The sequence below is a fragment of the Caballeronia sp. NCF2 genome (genome assembly GCF_023631205.1).
GTDB lineage: Bacteria > Pseudomonadota > Gammaproteobacteria > Burkholderiales > Burkholderiaceae > Caballeronia > Caballeronia zhejiangensis.
The window spans coordinates 101,128-120,063 of the sequence record NZ_JALQDN010000018.1 but is presented as its reverse complement, the minus strand read 5'-3'; the positions used below and the strand labels follow the sequence as shown (position 1 = coordinate 120,063).

Below are 18,936 nucleotides of genomic sequence, written 5' to 3'. Positions count from 1 at the left end.
GGGCGCTTAGTTCGACGGCGTGGCCTGATTGGCCGCCTGCGTCGTCGTCTGACTTTGTCCGCTGCCGCCGATCGCGAGATTGCTGCTCGTCGCGTCGAATCCGCCGCCGAGCGACTTGATCAGCGCGATCTGCAGATCGGTGCGCTTCAGGCGCAGATTCGTCACGGTCTGCTCGTTGGCGAGGCGGTTTTCGTCGGCGTTGAGCACCTGCAATTGCGGCGACAGGCCGGCCTTGTAGCGGATCACGGCGAGCTGATACGCGCTCGACGCCGCCGCGAGCGCGCGCTGGGCGTCGGCCATTTGCTTGTCGAGCGAGCGGATTGCGGAGATGTTGGTCGCGACATCGTTCATCGCGTTGATGAGCGTCTGGTTGTAGTTCGCGACGTCGCCTTCGAAGTCCGCGTAACGGCCCTTCAACTGCGCGCGCAAGGCGCCGGCGTCGAAGATCGGCAGATGGATCGCCGGACCGGCCTGGATCTGGCGGCTGCTCGCCTGCAGGAAGCGGCTCCAGCCGAACGCGTCGAAACCGAAGGCCGCCGCGAGGTTGATGTCCGGGAAGAACTCGGCCTTCGCTTCCTTGATGTTGTGGGTCGCGGCTTCGACCTGCCAGCGCGCGGCGACGATATCCGGGCGGCGCGCGACGAGATCGGCGGGCACGTTGTCGGGCAGCGTCACGTTGACGTTCGGGTCGATCACGGGTTTCGCGATCTTGAGGCCGCGATCCGGGCCTTTGCCGAGCAGCGCCGCGAGCTGATAGCGGACGGTTTCGATCTGGCCGTCGAGTTCCGTCGAGTTCGTCTGGCTCGTCGCGACGTTGCCTTCCGCCGTTCGGCGCTCGACGTTGGTGTCGAGCCCGGCCGCGACGCGCCCGTTCGTGATGCGTCCGACGTCCTGACGGTTCGCGATTTCGCGTTGCGCCACGTCACGCAGCGCGTAGAGCAGCGCGAGCTGGTTGTACGTGCGCGCGACCGACGCCGCAAGCGTCACGCGCGCCTGCTGCATGTCGGCTTCGGCGGCTTTCTGCTGCGATACTGCCATGTTGAGGCGCGAGCGGTTCTTGCCCCACAGATCCAGTTCCCACGACGCGCTCGCGAGCACGTTGTTCTCGCTGAACCACGTCCCGCCATAAGGCGGCGGGAAGAGGGCGTTGGCGGAATAGAGTTCGCGCGTCCACGAATAAGAGCCGGTGACCTTCGGATAAAGCGCCGAGCGCGACGTCTCGATATACGACGACGCCTTCGCGATGCGCGCTTGCGCCTGCGCGATGCTCGGATTGTCGGCGAGCGCTTCGTCGATCAGTTGCGGCAGTTGCGGATCGCCGAACTGCTTCGCCCAGTCGAGCGTGGGCCATTGGCCGCCTTGGCCCGGCACGCTTTGCGTGGCCTCGAAGTTTTCCGGCGCGGCGATCTGCTTGTCGCTCGAAATGCCCGAATAGTTCGCGCAGCCGGCGAGCGCAAGCGCGGCCACCGCGGCGGCGACGGCGCGCTTCGCACGGCTTTCGCCGCGCATAGCGGACAGGAAGTGCTGGTTCATATCTCGTCTCTCGAGATGCAAATTAAAGGTGGACGTTGCAATCTTTTTGTAGGGTTGCGATGACGAATTTGCTTGTCATCGCAATGACGTACCAGGCTTATCGTTGCCGCCCAGCAGTGGTGCGACGGATGGATCGCACGAGTTCGCGAGAATCCGCCGCAGCATGCTTTTCAGGAAGCCGACTTCCTCCGGCGTGAAACCGGCAAGCAGGTTGTCCAGTACGCGCGTGAAGATGGCGGGTATCTTTTCCGCGGTCGCGTGACCTTCGTCCGTCAGCGCGAGGCGCACGACGCGCCGGTCTTCCTCGCTGCGCACGCGCGAAAGCAGGCCGCGCTTTTCCAGTCTGTCGATGAGACGCGTGACCGCGCTCGCATCGATGCCGTATTCGCGGGCAATATCCGCCGCCGTCAGGCATTTGCCGACCGCCAGCATGAACAGGATGCTTGCCTGCGTGCTCGTGATGCCCAGTTCGGACGTCGTGTGTTGCGTGACCATGTTCCACATGGTCGAGCGGACCCGGCTGATCAGATAGCCGACGCTCTCGGCGAGCACGTAGTCGCCGATCGCCGCGGATTTCGGAGCGTCGCTCATAGAATATTTGTGCGATTGCAATAGTTGACTAGGCAGGATTATAGGGAGGCGTTTCGCACCGTGCAAGGATCTTTTCTGAATATGCTTAACAATCCGCCCACGCCCGGCCTGCGGTTCGTCGCGACCCGACGCCGCGGACATGCTGCGGTTGCTGGCCCGATTTACGGGTTGAGTCCTATTGCCAGGTTTAGACATCCGTGCGTGCTATACTCTTCGGTTCTCACCGCGCCGGGCCCGCGTAGTCATGCTTGCATGACGCTTTCCAGAGGGGGCTTGCCGAGCCACGGAGTCTCGCAACAGAAGGGACTCGCTCTTACGGCGCACAACCAAGACACTTTCTATGACTCGCGCCCTCCGCAATATCGCCATCATTGCCCACGTCGACCACGGCAAGACCACGCTCGTCGACCAGTTGCTCCGCCAGTCGGGCACCTTCCGGGAAAACCAACAGGTCGCCGAGCGGGTCATGGACTCGAACGACATCGAAAAGGAACGTGGCATCACGATCCTGGCGAAGAACTGCGCCGTCGAATACGAAGGCACGCACATCAACATCGTCGATACGCCGGGACACGCGGACTTCGGCGGTGAAGTGGAGCGCGTGCTGTCGATGGTCGATTCCGTGCTGCTGCTCGTCGACGCCGTCGAAGGCCCGATGCCGCAAACGCGCTTCGTCACGAAGAAGGCGCTCGCGCTCGGCCTGAAGCCGATCGTCGTCGTCAACAAGGTGGACCGTCCGGGCGCGCGTATCGACTGGGTGATCAACCAGACCTTCGATCTGTTCGACAAGCTCGGCGCGACCGAAGAGCAGCTCGACTTCCCGATCGTCTACGCGTCGGGTCTCAACGGCTTCGCCGGCCTCGAACCCGATGTCCGCGAAGGCACGATGCGCCCGCTGTTCGAAGCCATTCTCGAACACGTTCCCGTGCGTCCGGCCGATCCGGACGGTCCTTTGCAGCTTCAGATCACGTCGCTCGACTACAACTCGTACGTCGGCCGTATCGGCGTGGGCCGTGTCGCGCGTGGCCGTATCCGCCCGGGCATGCAGGTGGCCGTGCGCTCGGGTCCGGACGGCGCGATCCTGAATCGCAAGATCAATCAGGTGCTGTCGTTCCACGGCCTCGAGCGCGTGCAGGTGGAAGAGGCGCAGGCCGGCGATATCGTGCTCATCAACGGTATCGAGGAAATCGGCATCGGCGTGACCATCTGCTCGCCGGACAATCCCGAAGCGCTGCCGATGATCACCGTTGACGAGCCGACGCTCACGATGAACTTCCTCGTGAACTCGTCGCCGCTCGCAGGCAAGGAAGGCAAGTTCGTGACGAGCCGCCAGATCCGCGATCGTCTGACGAAGGAACTGAATCACAACGTCGCGCTGCGCGTGAAAGACACCGGCGACGAAACGACGTTCGAAGTGTCGGGCCGCGGCGAACTGCATCTGACGATTCTCGTCGAGAACATGCGCCGTGAAGGTTACGAGTTGGCCGTGTCGCGTCCGCGCGTGGTGCTGCAGGAAATCGACGGCGTGAAGTGCGAGCCGTATGAAAACCTGACGGTCGATATCGAAGACCAGCATCAGGGCGGCGTGATGGAAGAGCTCGGCCGCCGCAAGGGGGAAATGCTCGACATGACCTCGGATGGCCGTGGCCGCACGCGTCTCGAGTACAAGATTTCGGCGCGCGGGCTGATCGGCTTCCAGAGCGAGTTCCTGACGCTCACGCGCGGCACGGGCCTGATGAGCCACACCTTCGATTCGTACGCGCCGGTGAAGGAAGGTTCGGTCGGCGAGCGCCGTAACGGCGTGCTGATCTCGCAGGACGATGGCGCTGCCGTCGCCTATGCGCTGTGGAAGCTGCAGGATCGCGGCCGCATGTTCGTGTCGCCGGGCGATGCGCTCTATGAAGGCATGATCATCGGCATTCACAGCCGCGACAACGACCTCGTCGTGAATCCGATCAAAGGCAAGCAGCTGACCAACGTGCGCGCATCGGGCACTGACGAAGCCGTGCGTCTTGTTCCGCCGATCCAGCTTTCGCTCGAATACGCGGTCGAGTTCATCGACGACGATGAGCTCGTCGAAGTCACGCCGCAGTCGATTCGTCTGCGCAAGCGTCATCTGAAAGAACACGAGCGTCGCCGCGCAAGCCGCGAAGCCAACGCCGAATAAGCTGCGCATGCATCTGTGAGCAACGTCGGAACAAAAGCCGCCTTCGGGCGGCTTTTGTCATTCTTCGATGCCTCGCAACGCACCCTTGCTTATCTCAGAAACGCCCGCACATCCTTGTTGCGTAAAGGATGGCGAGGCGACGACGAGGCGAGGGCACATGCGGCGATACGTCATATGACTATTCGTTCTGTGCTATGCTTCTCGGATTAGCTGTCGCTTTTTAGGTCCTTCCAAGCAGACTTGATTCGCGCAATCCGCTAAACGGTCAGGCCGTGGCGCGGAAGGTTTCGTAACCCGCACTTCCTCGAGAAACTCGAAGAAAGGTGAGCGTAAAATGATGAAGCAATTCCAGTCGAACTCTTATCTGTTCGGCGGTAATGCTCCGTACGTCGAAGAGTTGTACGAGCAATATCTCGATAATCCCGCGTCAGTGCCCGAGACCTGGCGCGCCTACTTCGACGCGTTGCAGAACGTGCCCGCTTCGGACGGCACGGCTCACAACGACGTGGCTCACGGCCCCATCGTCGAATCTTTCGCTCAGCGCGCGAAGGCCAACGCCTTTCTGCCGCGCGAAAGCACCGGTGATCTGACCACCGCGCGAAAGCAAGTCTACGTCCAATCGCTGATCGGCGCGTATCGCTTCCTTGGCACGCAATGGGCCAATCTCGATCCGCTCAAGCGCCGCGAGCGTCCCCCCATTCCCGAACTCGAACCCGGCTTCTACGATTTCACCGAAGCCGACATGGATCAGGTGTTCAACGCGAACAACCTGTACTTCGGTTTCGAGCAGGCATCGCTGCGCGACATCGTCAAGGCGCTGCGCGACACGTACTGCGGCACGATCGGCGCCGAGTTCATGTACATCAGCGATCCGGAACAGAAGCGCTGGTGGAAGGAGCAGCTCGAGTCGATTCGCTCGACGCCGAATTTCTCGAACGACAAGAAGAAGCACATCCTGAATCGCCTGACGGCTGCCGAAGGCCTCGAGCGTTTCCTGCACACCAAGTATGTCGGCCAGAAGCGCTTCTCACTGGAAGGCGGCGAGAGCTTCATCGCGTCGATGGACGAAGTCGTGCGTCACGCGGGCAAGAACGGCGTGCAGGAAATCGTCATCGGCATGGCGCACCGCGGGCGTCTAAACGTGCTGGTCAATACGCTCGGCAAGATGCCGGCGGACCTTTTCGCCGAATTCGAAGGCAAGCACGTCGATGACCTGCCGGCCGGCGACGTGAAGTACCACAAGGGCTTCTCGTCGGACGTCGCCACGGAAGGCGGCCCGGTTCACCTGTCGCTCGCATTCAACCCGTCGCACCTCGAAATCGTGAATCCGGTGGTCGAAGGCTCGGCCAAGGCGCGTATGGATCGTCGCGGCGACGAAGAAGGCCTGCAAGTGCTGCCGGTGCAAGTGCACGGCGACGCGGCCTTCGCGGGCCAGGGCGTCGTGATGGAAACGCTGAACCTCGCGCAGACGCGCGGTTACGGCACGCACGGCACGCTGCACATCGTCATCAACAACCAGATCGGCTTCACGACGTCGGATCCGCGCGATGCGCGCTCGACGCTGTATTGCTCGGACGTCGTCAAGATGATCGAGGCGCCGGTGCTGCACGTGAACGGCGACGATCCCGAAGCCGTCGTGCTGGCGACGCAGCTCGCCATCGACTTCCGCATGAAGTTCCACAAGGACGTGGTCGTCGACATCATCTGCTTCCGCAAGCTCGGTCACAACGAGCAGGACACGCCGGCGGTCACGCAGCCGCTGATGTACAAGACGATTGCGAAGCATCCGGGCACGCGCGCCGTCTACGCCGAAAAGCTGGTGCAACAGGGCGTCATCACGGCCGAGGAAGCGGACAACTTCGTCAAGGAATATCGTCAGGCGATGGACGAAGGCCATCACACGATCGATCCGGTGCTCTCGAACTACAAGAGCAAGTACGCGGTCGACTGGGTGCCGTTCCTGAACCGCAAGTGGACCGATGCGGCCGACACGGCGGTGCCGCTCGCGGAACTCAAGCGTCTGGCCGAGCGCATCACGACCATTCCGGAAAACTTCAAGGTTCACCCGCTCGTCGAGCGCGTCATCAACGACCGCCGCGCGATGGGTCTCGGCGAAGCCAAGCTCGACTGGGGCATGGGCGAGCACCTCGCGTTCGCATCGCTGGTCGCATCGGGCTATGCCGTGCGTCTGACGGGCCAGGACTCGGGCCGCGGCACGTTCACGCACCGCCACGCCGTTCTGCACGATCAGAACCGCGAGCGCTGGAACGACGGCACGTACATTCCGCTGCAGAACATCGCGGAAGGCCAGGCCAAGTTCACGGTGATCGACTCGGTGCTGTCGGAAGAAGCGGTGCTCGGTTTCGAGTACGGTTATTCGACCGCTGAACCGAACACGTTCGTCGCGTGGGAAGCGCAGTTCGGCGACTTCGTGAACGGCGCGCAGGTCGTGATCGACCAGTTCATCTCGTCGGGCGAAGTGAAGTGGGGCCGTGTCTCCGGTCTCACGATGTTGCTCCCGCACGGCTACGAAGGTCAGGGTCCGGAGCACTCGTCGGCGCGTATCGAGCGTTTCCTGCAACTGTGCGCGGATCACAACATGCAAGTGGTCCAGCCGACGACGCCGGCGCAGGTTTTCCACCTGCTGCGCCGTCAGATGATCCGCCTGTTCCGCAAGCCGCTCATCATCTTCACGCCGAAGTCGCTGCTGCGTCACAAGGAAGCCGTGTCCGATCTGTCGGAACTGGCGAAGGGCTCGTTCCAGCCGGTCATCGGCGAAACGGACGAAGCCATCGAGGCGAAGAAGGTCAAGCGCGTGATCGTGTGCTCGGGCCGTGTCTATTACGACCTCATCGCGCATCGCCGCGAAGCGAAGAGCAACGATGTCGCGATCGTGCGTATCGAGCAGCTGTACCCGTTCGCGCACAAGCAGTTCGACGCGGAACTCAAGAAGTACGAGAACGCGACCGAAGTCGTGTGGGTGCAGGACGAGCCGCAGAACCAGGGCGCCTGGTTCTACGTCGAGCACCATCTGCGCGAAGGCATGCGCGAAGGCATGAAGCTGGCCTACAGCGGCCGTCCTGCATCGGCATCGCCGGCGGTCGGCTACTACGCGAAGCACTACGAGCAGCAGAAGGTGCTCGTGGAAGGCGCGTTCGGCCGCCTCAAGGGCGCGCAGGTCATCGCCAAGTAAGCATTGCTTGATCGAAACCGGGCGAACGGACGTTCCCCGGTTTCGCTGCTCGTACACACAGACACGCATCAGGAAAATACAGAAATGGCTATCGTAGAAGTCAAGGTTCCCCAGCTTTCCGAGTCGGTCTCGGAAGCGACCATGCTGCAGTGGAAGAAGAAGCCGGGTGAGGCTGTCGCCCAGGACGAAATCCTCATCGAAATCGAGACCGACAAGGTCGTGCTCGAAGTGCCGGCTCCGTCGGCCGGCGTGCTGGCGCAAGTCATCAAGCACGACGGCGATATCGTCACCGCCGACGAACTCATCGCCAAGATCGACACCGAAGCGAAAGCGGGCGAAGCGCCTGCCGCCGTCGCCGCTGCCGGCGACGCCGAAGTGAAGCCCGCGCCGGTCGCGGAAACCGCCGCTGCCACGTCGGCTCCGGCTGCTGCGCAAGCATCGACGGGTGGCGCCGCATCGCCGGCCGCGACGAAGATCTTGGCCGAGAAGGGCGTGTCGGCGGATCAGGTGTCGGGCTCGGGCCGCGACGGCCGCATCACGAAGGGCGACGCGCTCGCCGCTCAAGCCGGCGCACCGGCTGCCGCACCGGCCAAGCCCGCCGCCGCACCGGCTCCGGCCGCCGCGCGCGCCGCGAAGCCGTCGCTGCCGCAAGTCAACACACCGGCATCGGCCGATCAGTGGCTGAAGGACCGCCCGGAACAGCGCGTGCCGATGTCGCGTCTGCGTGCGCGTATCGCCGAACGTCTGCTCGAATCGCAGCAAACCAACGCCATCCTGACGACGTTCAACGAAGTCAACATGGCGCCGGTCATGGATCTGCGCAACAAGTACAAGGACCGCTTCGAGAAGGAACACGGCGTGAAGCTCGGCTTCATGTCGTTCTTCGTGAAGGCCGCCGTCCACGCGCTGAAGAAGTTCCCGCTCGTGAACGCATCGATCGACGGTAACGACATCGTCTATCACGGCTACTTCGACATCGGTATCGCGGTCGGTTCGCCGCGCGGTCTCGTCGTGCCGATCCTGCGCAATGCGGATCAGATGAGCCTCGCCGACATCGAGAAGAAGATCGCCGAATTCGGCCAGAAGGCGAAGGACGGCAAGCTGTCGATCGAAGAAATGACCGGCGGCACGTTCTCGATCTCGAACGGCGGCGTGTTCGGCTCGATGCTCTCGACGCCGATCATCAACCCGCCGCAATCCGCGATTCTCGGCGTGCACGCGACGAAGGAACGCGCGGTCGTCGAAAACGGCCAGATCGTGATCCGTCCGATGAACTACCTCGCGCTGTCGTACGACCACCGCATCATCGACGGCCGCGAAGCCGTGCTGTCGCTGGGCGCGATGAAGGACGCGCTGGAAGATCCGGCTCGTCTGCTGCTGGACCTGTAATACAAGCTTAGTTGCCTCGATGCGCGCGATAGGCTCGCGCGCATCGCAAGAGGCTGCTCCGCAAAAGCGGAGACACACCAAGGAAAGTCATGTCCAAAGAATTTGATGTCGTCGTGATCGGCGCGGGCCCTGGCGGCTATATCGCGGCGATTCGCGCAGCGCAGCTCGGCAAGTCGGTTGCGTGTATCGAGAAGTGGAAGAACCCGGCAGGCGCATTGAAGCTCGGCGGCACGTGCCTGAATGTAGGCTGCATTCCGTCGAAGGCGCTGCTGGCGTCGTCGGAAGAATTCGAGAATGCGTCGAAGCATCTGGCCGATCACGGCATCAGCGTGTCGGACGTGAAGCTCGATGTGTCGAAGATGCTCGCGCGCAAAGACGGCATCGTCGAAAAGATGACGAAGGGCATCGAGTTCCTGTTCCGCAAGAACAAGATCACGTGGCTCAAGGGTCATGGCAAGTTCACCGGGAAGAACGCGGCCGGCGTGCAGATCGAAGTGTCGGGCGAAGGCGAGACGGAAGTCGTCACGGCGAAGAACGTGATCATCGCGACGGGTTCGAAGGCGCGCCATCTGCCGAACATTCCGGTCGACAACAAGCTGATCGCCGACAACGAAGGCGCGCTGTCGTTCGATTCCGTGCCGAAGAAGCTCGCCGTGATCGGCGCGGGCGTGATCGGTCTGGAGCTCGGCTCGGTGTGGCGTCGTCTCGGCGCGGAAGTGACCGTGCTCGAAGCGCTGCCGCAATTCCTCGGCGCGGCGGACGAGTCGCTCGCGAAGGAAGCCGCGAAGCAGTTCAAGAAGCAGGGTCTCGACATTCACCTCGGCGTGAAGATCGGCGAAGTGAAGACGAGCGCCAACGGCGTTTCGATCGCTTACACGGACAACGCAGGCAACGCGCAGACGCTGGAAGCGGATCGTTTGATCGTGTCGATCGGCCGCGTGCCGAACACCGATAACCTCGGTCTGGAAAGCATCGGCCTGAAGGCGAACGAGCGCGGTTTCATCGACGTGGACGATCATTGCGCGACGAGCGTGCCGGGCGTGTACGCGATCGGCGACGTGGTGCGCGGCCCGATGCTCGCGCACAAGGCGGAAGACGAAGGCGTGGCGGTGGCGGAGATCATCGACGGTCAGAAGCCGCACATCGATTACAACTGCGTGCCGTGGGTCATCTACACGGAACCGGAAATCGCGTGGGTCGGCAAGACCGAGCAGCAGCTCAAGGCCGAAGGCCGCGAGATCAAGACCGGCCAGTTCCCGATGATGGCCAACGGCCGCGCGCTCGGCATCGGCCGTGCCGAAGGCTTCGTCAAGATGATCGCGGACGCGAAGACCGACGAAATCCTCGGCGTGCACGTCATTGCTGCGGACGCGTCGGATCTGATCGCGGAAGCGGTCGTGGCAATGGAGTTCAAGGCGGCGTCGGAAGATATCGGCCGCATCTGCCATCCGCATCCGTCGCTGTCTGAAGTGATGCGCGAAGCGGCGCTCGCCGTCGACAAGCGCGCGTTGAACATGTAATACCGTTTGCCTTGGCAGTAAGGCAGCACAACAAAGGCGAGCGGGTTGATCCGCTCGCCTTTGTCACATCGAACGGCCGAAGATGAACGTCACCGAATACTACGAAAACGAACTGCGCACGCGGGGTTATCAATCGGACGAGGCGCAGCTCGCGGCGGTCGCGCGTCTTCAACAGTGCTATGAAGAGTGGGTCGCGTACAAGGCGCGCCGCTCGAACGCGCTCAAGAAGTTTCTCGTGCGTCCCGAGTTGCCGCGCGGCGTCTACATGTGGGGCGGCGTCGGGCGCGGCAAGAGCTTCCTGATGGACAGCTTCTATGCGGTCGTGCCGGTGCAGCGCAAGACGCGTCTGCATTTTCACGAATTCATGCGCGAGGTGCATCGCGAGCTGGAGGAACTGAAAGGGCAGTCGGATCCGCTGGACGAACTCGCCAAACGCATCGCGAAGCGTTATCGGCTGATCTGTTTCGACGAGTTTCACGTCTCCGATATCGCCGACGCGATGATCCTGTATCGCCTGCTCGACCGTCTTTTCAAGGCCGGCGTGCAGTTCGTGATGACGTCCAATTACCAGCCCGACACGCTGTATCCGGAAGGGCTGCATCGCGATCGTCTTCTGCCCGCGATCGAGCTCATCAAAGAGCATCTCGACGTGCTCAACGTCGATGCCGGCACCGATTACCGCAGGCAAACGCTCTCGACGGTGAAGGCGTATCACACGCCGCTTGGTGCGTCGGCGAGCGAGGCGTTGCGTGCGGATTTCGCGAAACTCGCGGCCGTGCCCGACGAAAGCCCGATCCTGCACATCGAGAAGCGCGAGATCAAGGCATTGCGCAAAGCCGACGGTGTCGTTTGGTTCGACTTTGCGACGCTATGCGGCGGCCCGCGCTCGCAGAACGACTATCTCGAACTGGCGAACCGCTTTCACGCGGTCATCTTGTCGGACGTGCCGCAAATGACGCCGCGCATGGCATCGGAAGCGCGCCGCTTCACCTGGCTCATCGACGTGTTCTACGACCACAAGGTCAAGCTGCTGATGTCGGCGGCCGTGCCCGCGGAAGAACTGTACGTCGAAGGGCCGATGGCCAACGAGTTCACGCGCACGGTGTCGCGTATCGTCGAGATGCAGTCGAAGGAATATCTGGAGGCGCCGCGCCGCGTCACCGATATTTCGCTGACCTAATACGAGTATCAAAAATCTGCGGTAGGCCAATCGGCATAAGGTTTTGCGAGCAATTTCAAGATTCGGACCACTCCGATTTGCTGGCTTTCAGGTACTCGGTATCGTCGATACCGGTTATCAGTCAGTAAATTGGAGAAACTACCGTGAAGCCCTATCGCGACATGTCCGACGAAGAATGGCAGATGGTTGCACCGCTGCTTCCCGAACTGCGTCCGCGTTCGGAGTTGCGGGGCCGGCCGCTCGCCAATACCCGCGCCGTGCTCAACGGTGTGCTCTGGGTCATGTACAGCGGGGCGTCATGGTCCACGCTGCCGCGCAAATATCCGTCGTATCAGACGTGCCATCGGCGCTTCAAGGCGTGGCACGAATCGGGCGTCCTGCTGCGCGTCATGACGCAGTTGTTCGGGCCGGCCGGCGAATCGCTCTATGCGTTGATGACATCGCGCATGCGTGTGCCGGGGGAATTCAAGCCGGAAGAGCCGAACCTGCCCGCCGAAGCACAAGCGGAAGAGGCGCAACATCGTCACGCCGCATGATTGCTCGAAGCGTGCTCGCGAGATGAGCAAAGCCGGTCGAAGATCGACGTCTTCGACCGGCTTTGTCTTTGTATAAAGCTATTGCTGGCGCACCCAGGTTTGCGAGCGCCCCAGCAGCGAAACGCCGATATACCCGCGCACGACGAGCTTCTTGCCACCGTCTTCAAGTTTCATCTTGCACTTGTAGAGCTTGCCGCTGTCCGGGTCGAGAATCTGGCCGCCTTGCCACTCGTCGCCGTCCTGACGCATGCCGGTGATGATCGTCATGCCCTTGATCAACTGATCCTTGCGTTCGTCCGTGCAGGCCGTGCAGCGCCGTTCCGGATGATCGAATTCGCCGATGCCACGCGCGACCTTGCCCGACAACTGCCCGTTGCCGTCGTCGGCGATCTGGATGATCGCTTTCGCTTTGCCGGTCTGATCGTCGATGGTCTGCCAGGTGCCGACGGGCGTCGCCTGCGCGAAAACGCTCGCGGCGAAAGTGGCGCACAGCGCGCCGAGCGTCACGCGTGCACCGCGCGAGCCGATGAAACGGGTCATGTCGTCTCCTTGTCGTGAACGGCCGAGCATACGAGAAAGCGACCGTTCCCGTCTGAGAAGAATCGTTCTAGACGCGCGCGGACCGAAAACTCAGACGGCGCGTTCAAGACCCGCTTCGAGCGTGGCGAACGTGCGCTCGTCGGTGCGATCGAAATGGAGCGGCGTGACCGACACGCTGCCTGCCGCCACCACCGCCGTTTCGCTATCGGGCGAATTCGGGCGCGGGCCACGCTGAAAGCGCTGCCAGTGATAGTCGATGCCGCGCGGATCGACGAGCGGCAACACGTCGATGCCTTCCACGAGCCCGATGCCTTGCCGCGTCACGGTGAGCGGACCCGCGGCAGACGCGTCGCAATCGGGGAAGTTGACGTTCAGGCACGTCGGCGCCTCGTGGGAAATCGAGAGCAATTGGCGGATCACGCCCGGCGCCAGCGCGCGCGCCGTGTCCCAGCGCACGTTCTCGCGGTCCGTGAAAGCCTGACTGAGCGCGATCGACGGCAAGCCGAGCAAGAGGCCCGTCATCGCCGCGCCGACGGTGCCGGAGAACATCGTTTCGACGCCGAGATTCGCCCCGCGGTTGATGCCGGACAGGACAAGTGTGGGCGGCGCGTCTTTCATGATGTGGCGCACGCCCATCACGACGCAGTCGCCTGGCGTGCCCTGTACGCCGAAGCGCCGTTCGCCCTGACGCGAGATGCGCAGCGGCGAATGCAGGCTGATGGAATGCGAAGTGCCGCTCTGATCGTGCTCGGGCGCGATGACCCAAACTTCGTGCGCGAGTTCGGCGGCGACCGCTTCGAGCACGGCGAGGCCGGGCGCGTCGATGCCGTCGTCGTTGGTGATGAGCACACGCTGCACGATGGGTGAGAGGGCGGACATCGCGAATCACTCCTTGGTCGGTGATGAAAAAGTATCGACCGATTATTACAGAGTTCGCGTTCCCGGGCGTCCGCGGCCCGTATCGAAATGAAGCCTTACTTGACGCCGAGTCCGCGCAGCACGGCGTTGCCGTCTTCGGTCAGGCGCACTTTCGGGGTGCCGGCGTCCGGCGACACGATCTCGACATAGCCGTATTCCTGCAGCGAGGCGACATCGGGCGTGGCGGCCATCACATCGATCGGCGCGTGCATCAGCAGGAGCAGCGTGGCGATTTCGTGATGGCTCAGAAGCTTTTTGATGGCTCGCACGGGTGCGGAAGCCGGACGGCGGAGGTTCATGAACGATGTCCTCAGGTTTGCATGACGATGTGCGGCGCTTTCGGCTTGACGCTTCGCGCGGACCTTGATGTCGATGGAGTGCGGGCAGGTTATCGGCCGACTCTTAGGCGAAACTTAAAACGCGCGCCGCGCGGTGCGACGAGTTGTTACACGGGATGTCACGAAGTCAGCGCGCGCTTCAAATCAGAAGGAAATCAGAAGCGATAGTCGGGATTTTTCGGGTCGAACGTCAGGTCGTCGAAGGGTTTCGTCTCGATGCGCTCGAACACGACGCTTTCGAAAATCTCGCCGTCGTTGTCGTACGACTCCAGCGTGCGGAAAAGCGGCCGTTCGAGGTCGAGTCCGAGCACTTCCTTTTTCGCATAGAAGGTGGGTTGGCCTTCGACCGTTTCGTAGGTGAGCGCGATCACGCGCAGTCCGTCGACGTTCTTCACTTCGATGTTCGTTGGTTTCGTGATGCCCGCTTCGGCGAACTTGCGCCCTTCGTCGATGAAGCGTTGCGTGATCGCGTCGATGCCGAGCTCGCGGATCGAATGATTCGACTGCGCGCGGGCGAGCGCGCCGTTCACCGATGCCCACATCGGCACGACGCCCAGAAAGCCGCCGAGATGACCGTAAAGCTGATCGGGACGCTTCGAATCGTCGTAGATGACTTCCTGGCCCGCGTGCCCGCCATCCGGCAGCCATTTCGCATAGATGCGCAGCGGCTCGCGCGTGACGCGCACGAGCATGTGATCCGCGCGCTTCGGCCATTTGCCTTTGATGCGCTCGCGGCGGCGCATCGTGAACTCGCACGAATCGAAATCGCGTAAGCCGTCTTGCAGATAGCGCGGCAGCGTGCGCGCGTCGAGCGAGCGGAAGAGGGCGACGAGTTGCGCATCGTCGAGACTGGCGAGCGCGCCGCTTCCCGCCGATCGCGACAGCCATTGCACCTGCTGCTCGACGCCGAGATCGCCGATGCGCGCAACGTCATCGGATGGATCGGCGCGTGCCGCGAAAGACGCGAGCGCGAGACACAACAGGCTCGCGCAAGCGAACCGCAAGCCGGAAGCCGAGCGCGGCATGGGTATCTCCGTGAGGGCTAGCCCTGCGATGTGGATCCGGCGTCGCGCAGTTCGCGCCTGAGCACCTTGCCGATCGGCGTGAGCGGCAGCGCGTCGCGGAACTCGACATAAGCAGGCACCTTGTAGCCGGTCAGGTGTAAACGGGCGAACTTCAGCAGTTCTTCCACCGTGAGCGTGTCGTCGCGACGCACGACGAATGCCTTCACGCGCTCGCCCGTCACCGGATCGGGCACGCCGACGGCCGCGACCGCGCGCACTTTCGGATGCGCCGCGAGCACGTCCTCGATTTCGTTCGGATACACGTTGAAGCCCGACACGATCATCATGTCCTTCTTGCGGTCGATGAGCCGGATGATGCCGCGCGCATCCATCACGCCGATGTCCCCGGTCGCGAGCCAGCCGTTCGCGTCGATGGCTTTCGCCGTGTCTTCCGGACGGTTCCAGTAGCCCTTCATCACTTGCGGACCCTGGACGCAAAGCTCGCCCGGTTCGCCGACGTTCGCCCACGCGCCATCTTCGCGGCGCAGGCGCACGAGCGTGGACGGCACCGGCACGCCGATGGTTCCATCGAAAGCGCTGTCGCCGTGCGTATCGAGCGGCGTCGCGGCGACGAGCGGCGAACACTCGGTCAGGCCGTAACCTTCGACGAGCGTTTTGCCCGTCAGCGCCCTGAAGCGCTCGGCGATCACCCGCTGGGTCGCCATGCCGCCCGCCATCGCGAGCTTGAGCGACGAGAAGTCGCGCTGACGGAAGGCTTCGTTGTCCATCAGCGCGCTGTAAAGCGTGTTGAGCGCGGTGATCGCCGTGAAATTCTCGTGACGCAGCGCGCGCACGAGGCTGCCGATATCGCGCGGATTGACGATCAGCACGTTGCGCGCGCCGATCGCAAGAAACGCGAGCGCATTCACCGTGAGCGAATAGATGTGATACAGCGGCAACGGCGTGACGACGGTCTCTTCGCCCTCGACGAGCCGCGCGCCCGCCCATGCAAGCGCCTGCATCAGATTGGCGATCACGTTGCGATGCGTGAGCATCGCGCCCTTGGCGATGCCTGTGGTGCCGCCGGTGTACTGAATGAACGCGATATCGCCGTGACCGACGCGCACCGGCTCGAACTTGCGCCGCGCGCCGAGCGCGAGCGCTTGCGGCAGGCGCACGGCATCGGGCAGCGCGTAGGCGGGCACCTGCTTTTTCACATAGCGCAGGATCAGATCGATCGCGCGGCCTTTCACGTTGAGACCGCTGCCGAGCAGATCGCCGAGCCCGGTCACGACGATGTTCCTTACGCGCGATCCCGGCCGCGCGTCCTGCACGGTCTTGGCGAAGTTCTCGAATACGACGATCGTCTGCGCGCCGCTGTCCTTCAACTGAAGGCCGAGCTCGCGCACCGTATAGAGCGGATTCACGTTGACGACGATCGCGCCCGCGAGCAGCGTGCCGAAGAGCGTCACCGGATAGACGAGCGTGTTCGGCATCATCAGCGCGACGCGATCGCCGGGCTTCACGCCGATGCCCTGCAGATACGCCGCGAACGCATGCGCCTTCTCGCCGAGCGTCGCGAACTTCAGTTCCGAGCCGAGGCTCACGAACGCGACATGACCGGCAAAACGCGCGACGCATTCGTCGAAGAAATGCGCGAGCGAGCGATAGCGCGAAGGATCGATCTCATGCGCGACATCCGGCGGATACGACGCATACCAGATGCCGTCCGTCGCGTGCGGCTCGGAAGTCCCGCGCGGCGCTGCCTGTCCCGGGCTCATGTGGTGTCTCCGTCGGCTTGTATTTTTTTGGCCGATATTTCCGGCTACCGCTCCAGTATCGCGACGACGCCTTGTCCGCCCGCCGCGCAGATCGAGATCAGTCCGCGCAACGGCTTGCCGTCGCTGCGCGCGGGCGCGTTCGCGAGCATCTTTGCCAGCGTGCCGATCATGCGCCCGCCCGTCGCCGCGAACGGATGCCCCGTCGCGAGCGAGCTGCCGTTCACGTTCAGACGCGCGCGGTCGATCGAACCGGGCGGCGCGTCGAGTCCGAGCGCGGTGCGGCAGTATTCGTCGTCTTCCCACGCGGCGAGCGTGCACAGCACCTGCGCCGCGAATGCTTCGTGGATCTCGTAGAAATCGAAGTCCTGCAATGCGATTCCGGCGCGCGCGAGCATCGGCGGGACCGCGTAGACGGGCGCCATCAGGAGGCCTTCGCGCTTGTCGAAGAAATCGACGGCGGCGGTCGCGGAAAACGTCAAGAACGCCTGCACCGGCAAGCCACGCTCGGCGGCCCATTGCTCGGACGCGAGCAGCACCGCCGATGCGCCGTCGGTGAGCGGCGTCGAGTTGCCCGCGGTGAGCGTGCCCGCGTCGCGATCGAAGACGGGCTTGAGCGCCGACAACTGATCGAGCGATACGTCGGGCCGCAGCGTGTTGTCGCGCGCGAGGCCTTTGTACGGCGTCATCAGATCGTTGAAAAAGCCGCGCCCGTACGCCGCCGCGAGCTTGCGATGACTCTCCTGCGCGAGCGCATCCTGCGCCTCGCGCGAAATCTTCCAGCGCTTGGCCATCAGTTCGCAGTGCTCGCCCATCGAAAGGCCCGTGCGCGGTTCCGCATTGCGCGGCAGGAGCGGCCTGAAGAACATGCCGGGCCGCAGTTTAGCGAGCGCGCCCACGCGCTGTCTCGCCGAGCGCGAGCGATTCGCTTCGAGCAGGATTCTGCGCATGCGCTCGTTCACCGCGATGGGCGCGTCCGACGCCGTATCGACGCCGCCCGCGATGCCCACGTCGATCTGTCCGAGCGCGATCTTGTTCGCGACCAGAATCGCCGTTTCAAGGCCGGTGCCGCAGGCTTGCTGCACGTCGTAGGCGGGCGTTTCCTTCGCGAGCGTCGTCGACAATGCGGCTTCGCGCGTCAGATTGAAATCGCGCGAATGCTTGACGACCGCGCCCGCCGCCACTTCGCCGAGGCGCATGCCGTGCAGGTCGAAGCGATCGACGAGTCCTTGCAGCGTGAAGCTCAGCATGTCCTGATTCGACGCGCTCGCGTACGCCGTGTTCGAGCGCGCGAACGGAATGCGATTGCTGCCGATTACCGCGACACGACGCGCTTCGCTCATGGCAGCTCCCATTCGAAATGGCCACGCAGATGCGGCCGGTCGCCGGCGAGATCGCGCACTTCGAAATCGCGCGCGACGGGCGAGGGCGCGGCGGTCCACAGCGTCGCATCGCCGGGAATGTATAGCGGCGTCTTGAAATCGCCGTGCGCGTAACCGGAAGCCAGCGCCTTGACCGGATGCAACGCGGCGAGCGTGCGCGCGAGCGTCCACATGCCATGCGCGATGGCGCGTGGAAAACCGAACGCTTTCGCGCTCAGCATGTGCAGATGGATCGGATTGAAGTCGCCCGACGCCTTCGCGTAGTCGCGTCCGAGTTGCGGCGGAAGCTGCCAGCGCGCTTCGCGCGCGAGCAGCGGCACGCGTACGTCGGCGGCATCGGCGATCTCGATCGACGGCGCCGCGCGCTCGCTGCGCGCGCCGCGCTTCAGATACACGCTGTCGCCGTCCCACACCGCCTCGCCGCGCCGATAGATGCGCGTATGCAGCGTGAACGCCTGGCCCTTCTGATGCGGCACGAGCGGCCCGCATTCCACTTCGATGCGCAACGCCTGACCGGCCGCGAGCGGACGCCGCAGCCGCACGCTGTTCGACAGATGCACGACGCCGAGCGCGGACCACGGAAACGACGGATCGGTGAGCATCATCAGATGCAAGGGAAAAGCGAGAACGTGCGGAAACGTGAGCGGCACGCCGTGCTCCGGAATGAAGCCGCACACGCGCGCGTATCGGCCGACCTGTTCGGCGTCGATCCTCACATTCGGGCGCACGAGCCGCAACGCGGGCAGCTCCGGCGCACGCGCGCGCCGGAAAAGCGCGGGCAGCGCGCGGCCGTAGAGCTTCGCGGGCGGCGGCAGCGTTTCGACGACGACGGTGCGGGCGCGCGGCATGGTCGGTGCGTGCATCGCG

15 protein-coding genes are annotated in these 18,936 nt (G+C 63.4%); 6 read left to right on the top strand and 9 right to left on the bottom strand.

Going from position 1 to position 18,936, the window contains the following annotated elements; genetic code table 11:
- Nucleotides 1-6 precede the first annotated feature (6 nt).
- A complete protein-coding gene (locus tag NCS02_RS08630) occupies nt 7-1,533 on the bottom strand; it encodes an efflux transporter outer membrane subunit (RefSeq protein ID WP_175982296.1) in 1,527 nt (508 codons plus the stop codon).
- 75 nt (nt 1,534-1,608) lie between these two features.
- Nucleotides 1,609-2,124 (bottom strand): MarR family winged helix-turn-helix transcriptional regulator, encoded by a 516-nt coding sequence (locus NCS02_RS08625; RefSeq protein ID WP_008349239.1) that lies wholly within the window; start codon nt 2,122-2,124, stop codon nt 1,609-1,611.
- Between the two features lie 340 nt (nt 2,125-2,464).
- Here NCS02_RS08625 and typA point away from each other — a divergent pair, with 340 nt between their 5' ends.
- The 6 genes from typA to NCS02_RS08595 all read left to right on the top strand — a co-directional run bounded on the left by typA (nt 2,465) and on the right by NCS02_RS08595 (nt 12,109).
- Nucleotides 2,465-4,291, top strand: a complete 1,827-nt coding sequence (gene typA, locus NCS02_RS08620; protein WP_008349240.1) for a translational GTPase TypA — start codon at nt 2,465-2,467, stop codon at nt 4,289-4,291.
- 334 nt (nt 4,292-4,625) lie between these two features.
- Nucleotides 4,626-7,484: a 2-oxoglutarate dehydrogenase E1 component gene (locus NCS02_RS08615; RefSeq protein WP_250522976.1), complete on the top strand. Its 2,859-nt coding sequence runs from the start codon at nt 4,626-4,628 to the stop codon at nt 7,482-7,484.
- Nucleotides 7,485-7,568: 84 nt separating this feature from the next.
- Nucleotides 7,569-8,873 carry a 2-oxoglutarate dehydrogenase complex dihydrolipoyllysine-residue succinyltransferase gene (gene odhB, locus NCS02_RS08610; protein WP_250522975.1) on the top strand — a complete coding sequence of 435 codons (1,305 nt, stop codon included), beginning with the start codon at nt 7,569-7,571 and terminating at the stop codon, nt 8,871-8,873.
- Nucleotides 8,874-8,962: 89 nt separating this feature from the next.
- A complete protein-coding gene (gene lpdA, locus NCS02_RS08605; RefSeq protein ID WP_008349243.1) occupies nt 8,963-10,393 on the top strand; it encodes a dihydrolipoyl dehydrogenase in 1,431 nt (476 codons plus the stop codon).
- 82 nt (nt 10,394-10,475) lie between these two features.
- Nucleotides 10,476-11,573: a cell division protein ZapE gene (gene zapE, locus NCS02_RS08600; protein ID WP_034473201.1), complete on the top strand. Its 1,098-nt coding sequence runs from the start codon at nt 10,476-10,478 to the stop codon at nt 11,571-11,573.
- A 143-nt stretch (nt 11,574-11,716) separates the two neighbouring features.
- Nucleotides 11,717-12,109, top strand: a complete 393-nt coding sequence (locus tag NCS02_RS08595) for a transposase (protein ID WP_008349245.1) — start codon at nt 11,717-11,719, stop codon at nt 12,107-12,109.
- Nucleotides 12,110-12,187: 78 nt separating this feature from the next.
- Here NCS02_RS08595 and NCS02_RS08590 read toward each other — a convergent pair whose 3' ends face one another.
- The 7 genes from NCS02_RS08590 to NCS02_RS08560 all read right to left on the bottom strand — a co-directional run bounded on the left by NCS02_RS08590 (nt 12,188) and on the right by NCS02_RS08560 (nt 18,932).
- On the bottom strand, nt 12,188-12,649 hold the full coding sequence (locus NCS02_RS08590; RefSeq protein ID WP_250522974.1) for a DUF2147 domain-containing protein: 462 nt from the start codon (nt 12,647-12,649) through the stop codon (nt 12,188-12,190).
- A 90-nt stretch (nt 12,650-12,739) separates the two neighbouring features.
- The gene (surE, locus tag NCS02_RS08585) at nt 12,740-13,528 is read right to left on the bottom strand and encodes a 5'/3'-nucleotidase SurE (protein ID WP_250519566.1); all 789 of its coding nucleotides are present in this window, start codon (nt 13,526-13,528) and stop codon (nt 12,740-12,742) included.
- A 95-nt stretch (nt 13,529-13,623) separates the two neighbouring features.
- A complete protein-coding gene (locus NCS02_RS08580; RefSeq protein ID WP_008349248.1) occupies nt 13,624-13,866 on the bottom strand; it encodes a hypothetical protein in 243 nt (80 codons plus the stop codon).
- A 194-nt stretch (nt 13,867-14,060) separates the two neighbouring features.
- The gene (locus NCS02_RS08575) at nt 14,061-14,930 is read right to left on the bottom strand and encodes a DUF1571 domain-containing protein (protein WP_250434854.1); all 870 of its coding nucleotides are present in this window, start codon (nt 14,928-14,930) and stop codon (nt 14,061-14,063) included.
- A 17-nt stretch (nt 14,931-14,947) separates the two neighbouring features.
- Nucleotides 14,948-16,690, bottom strand: coding sequence for an AMP-binding protein (locus NCS02_RS08570; protein ID WP_250502199.1), 1,743 nt, complete (start codon nt 16,688-16,690; stop codon nt 14,948-14,950).
- A 44-nt stretch (nt 16,691-16,734) separates the two neighbouring features.
- Nucleotides 16,735-18,030, bottom strand: a complete 1,296-nt coding sequence (locus NCS02_RS08565) for an acetyl-CoA C-acetyltransferase (RefSeq protein ID WP_250519565.1) — start codon at nt 18,028-18,030, stop codon at nt 16,735-16,737.
- Nucleotides 18,027-18,932, bottom strand: coding sequence for a MaoC/PaaZ C-terminal domain-containing protein (locus tag NCS02_RS08560; protein ID WP_008349253.1), 906 nt, complete (start codon nt 18,930-18,932; stop codon nt 18,027-18,029). The genes NCS02_RS08565 and NCS02_RS08560 overlap by 4 nt, the downstream gene beginning before the upstream one ends.
- Between the last annotated feature and the right edge of the window lie 4 nt (nt 18,933-18,936).

Excerpts from the sequence above, each read along its gene's own strand:
- NCS02_RS08580 (WP_008349248.1), bottom strand. The coding sequence starts at position 13,866 with ATGAACCTCCGCCGTCCGGCTTCCGCACCCGTGCGAGCCATCAAAAAG.
- NCS02_RS08575 (WP_250434854.1), bottom strand. The coding sequence starts at position 14,930 with ATGCCGCGCTCGGCTTCCGGCTTGCGGTTCGCTTGCGCGAGCCTGTTG.
- NCS02_RS08570 (WP_250502199.1), bottom strand. The coding sequence starts at position 16,690 with ATGAGCCCGGGACAGGCAGCGCCGCGCGGGACTTCCGAGCCGCACGCG.
- lpdA (WP_008349243.1), top strand. The coding sequence starts at position 8,963 with ATGTCCAAAGAATTTGATGTCGTCGTGATCGGCGCGGGCCCTGGCGGC.
- typA (WP_008349240.1), top strand. The coding sequence starts at position 2,465 with ATGACTCGCGCCCTCCGCAATATCGCCATCATTGCCCACGTCGACCAC.
- surE (WP_250519566.1), bottom strand. The coding sequence starts at position 13,528 with ATGTCCGCCCTCTCACCCATCGTGCAGCGTGTGCTCATCACCAACGAC.
- NCS02_RS08560 (WP_008349253.1), bottom strand. The coding sequence starts at position 18,932 with ATGCACGCACCGACCATGCCGCGCGCCCGCACCGTCGTCGTCGAAACG.
- NCS02_RS08625 (WP_008349239.1), bottom strand. The coding sequence starts at position 2,124 with ATGAGCGACGCTCCGAAATCCGCGGCGATCGGCGACTACGTGCTCGCC.
- NCS02_RS08615 (WP_250522976.1), top strand. The coding sequence starts at position 4,626 with ATGATGAAGCAATTCCAGTCGAACTCTTATCTGTTCGGCGGTAATGCT.
- NCS02_RS08630 (WP_175982296.1), bottom strand. The coding sequence starts at position 1,533 with ATGAACCAGCACTTCCTGTCCGCTATGCGCGGCGAAAGCCGTGCGAAG.
- NCS02_RS08565 (WP_250519565.1), bottom strand. The coding sequence starts at position 18,030 with ATGAGCGAAGCGCGTCGTGTCGCGGTAATCGGCAGCAATCGCATTCCG.
- odhB (WP_250522975.1), top strand. The coding sequence starts at position 7,569 with ATGGCTATCGTAGAAGTCAAGGTTCCCCAGCTTTCCGAGTCGGTCTCG.
- NCS02_RS08590 (WP_250522974.1), bottom strand. The coding sequence starts at position 12,649 with ATGACCCGTTTCATCGGCTCGCGCGGTGCACGCGTGACGCTCGGCGCG.
- zapE (WP_034473201.1), top strand. The coding sequence starts at position 10,476 with ATGAACGTCACCGAATACTACGAAAACGAACTGCGCACGCGGGGTTAT.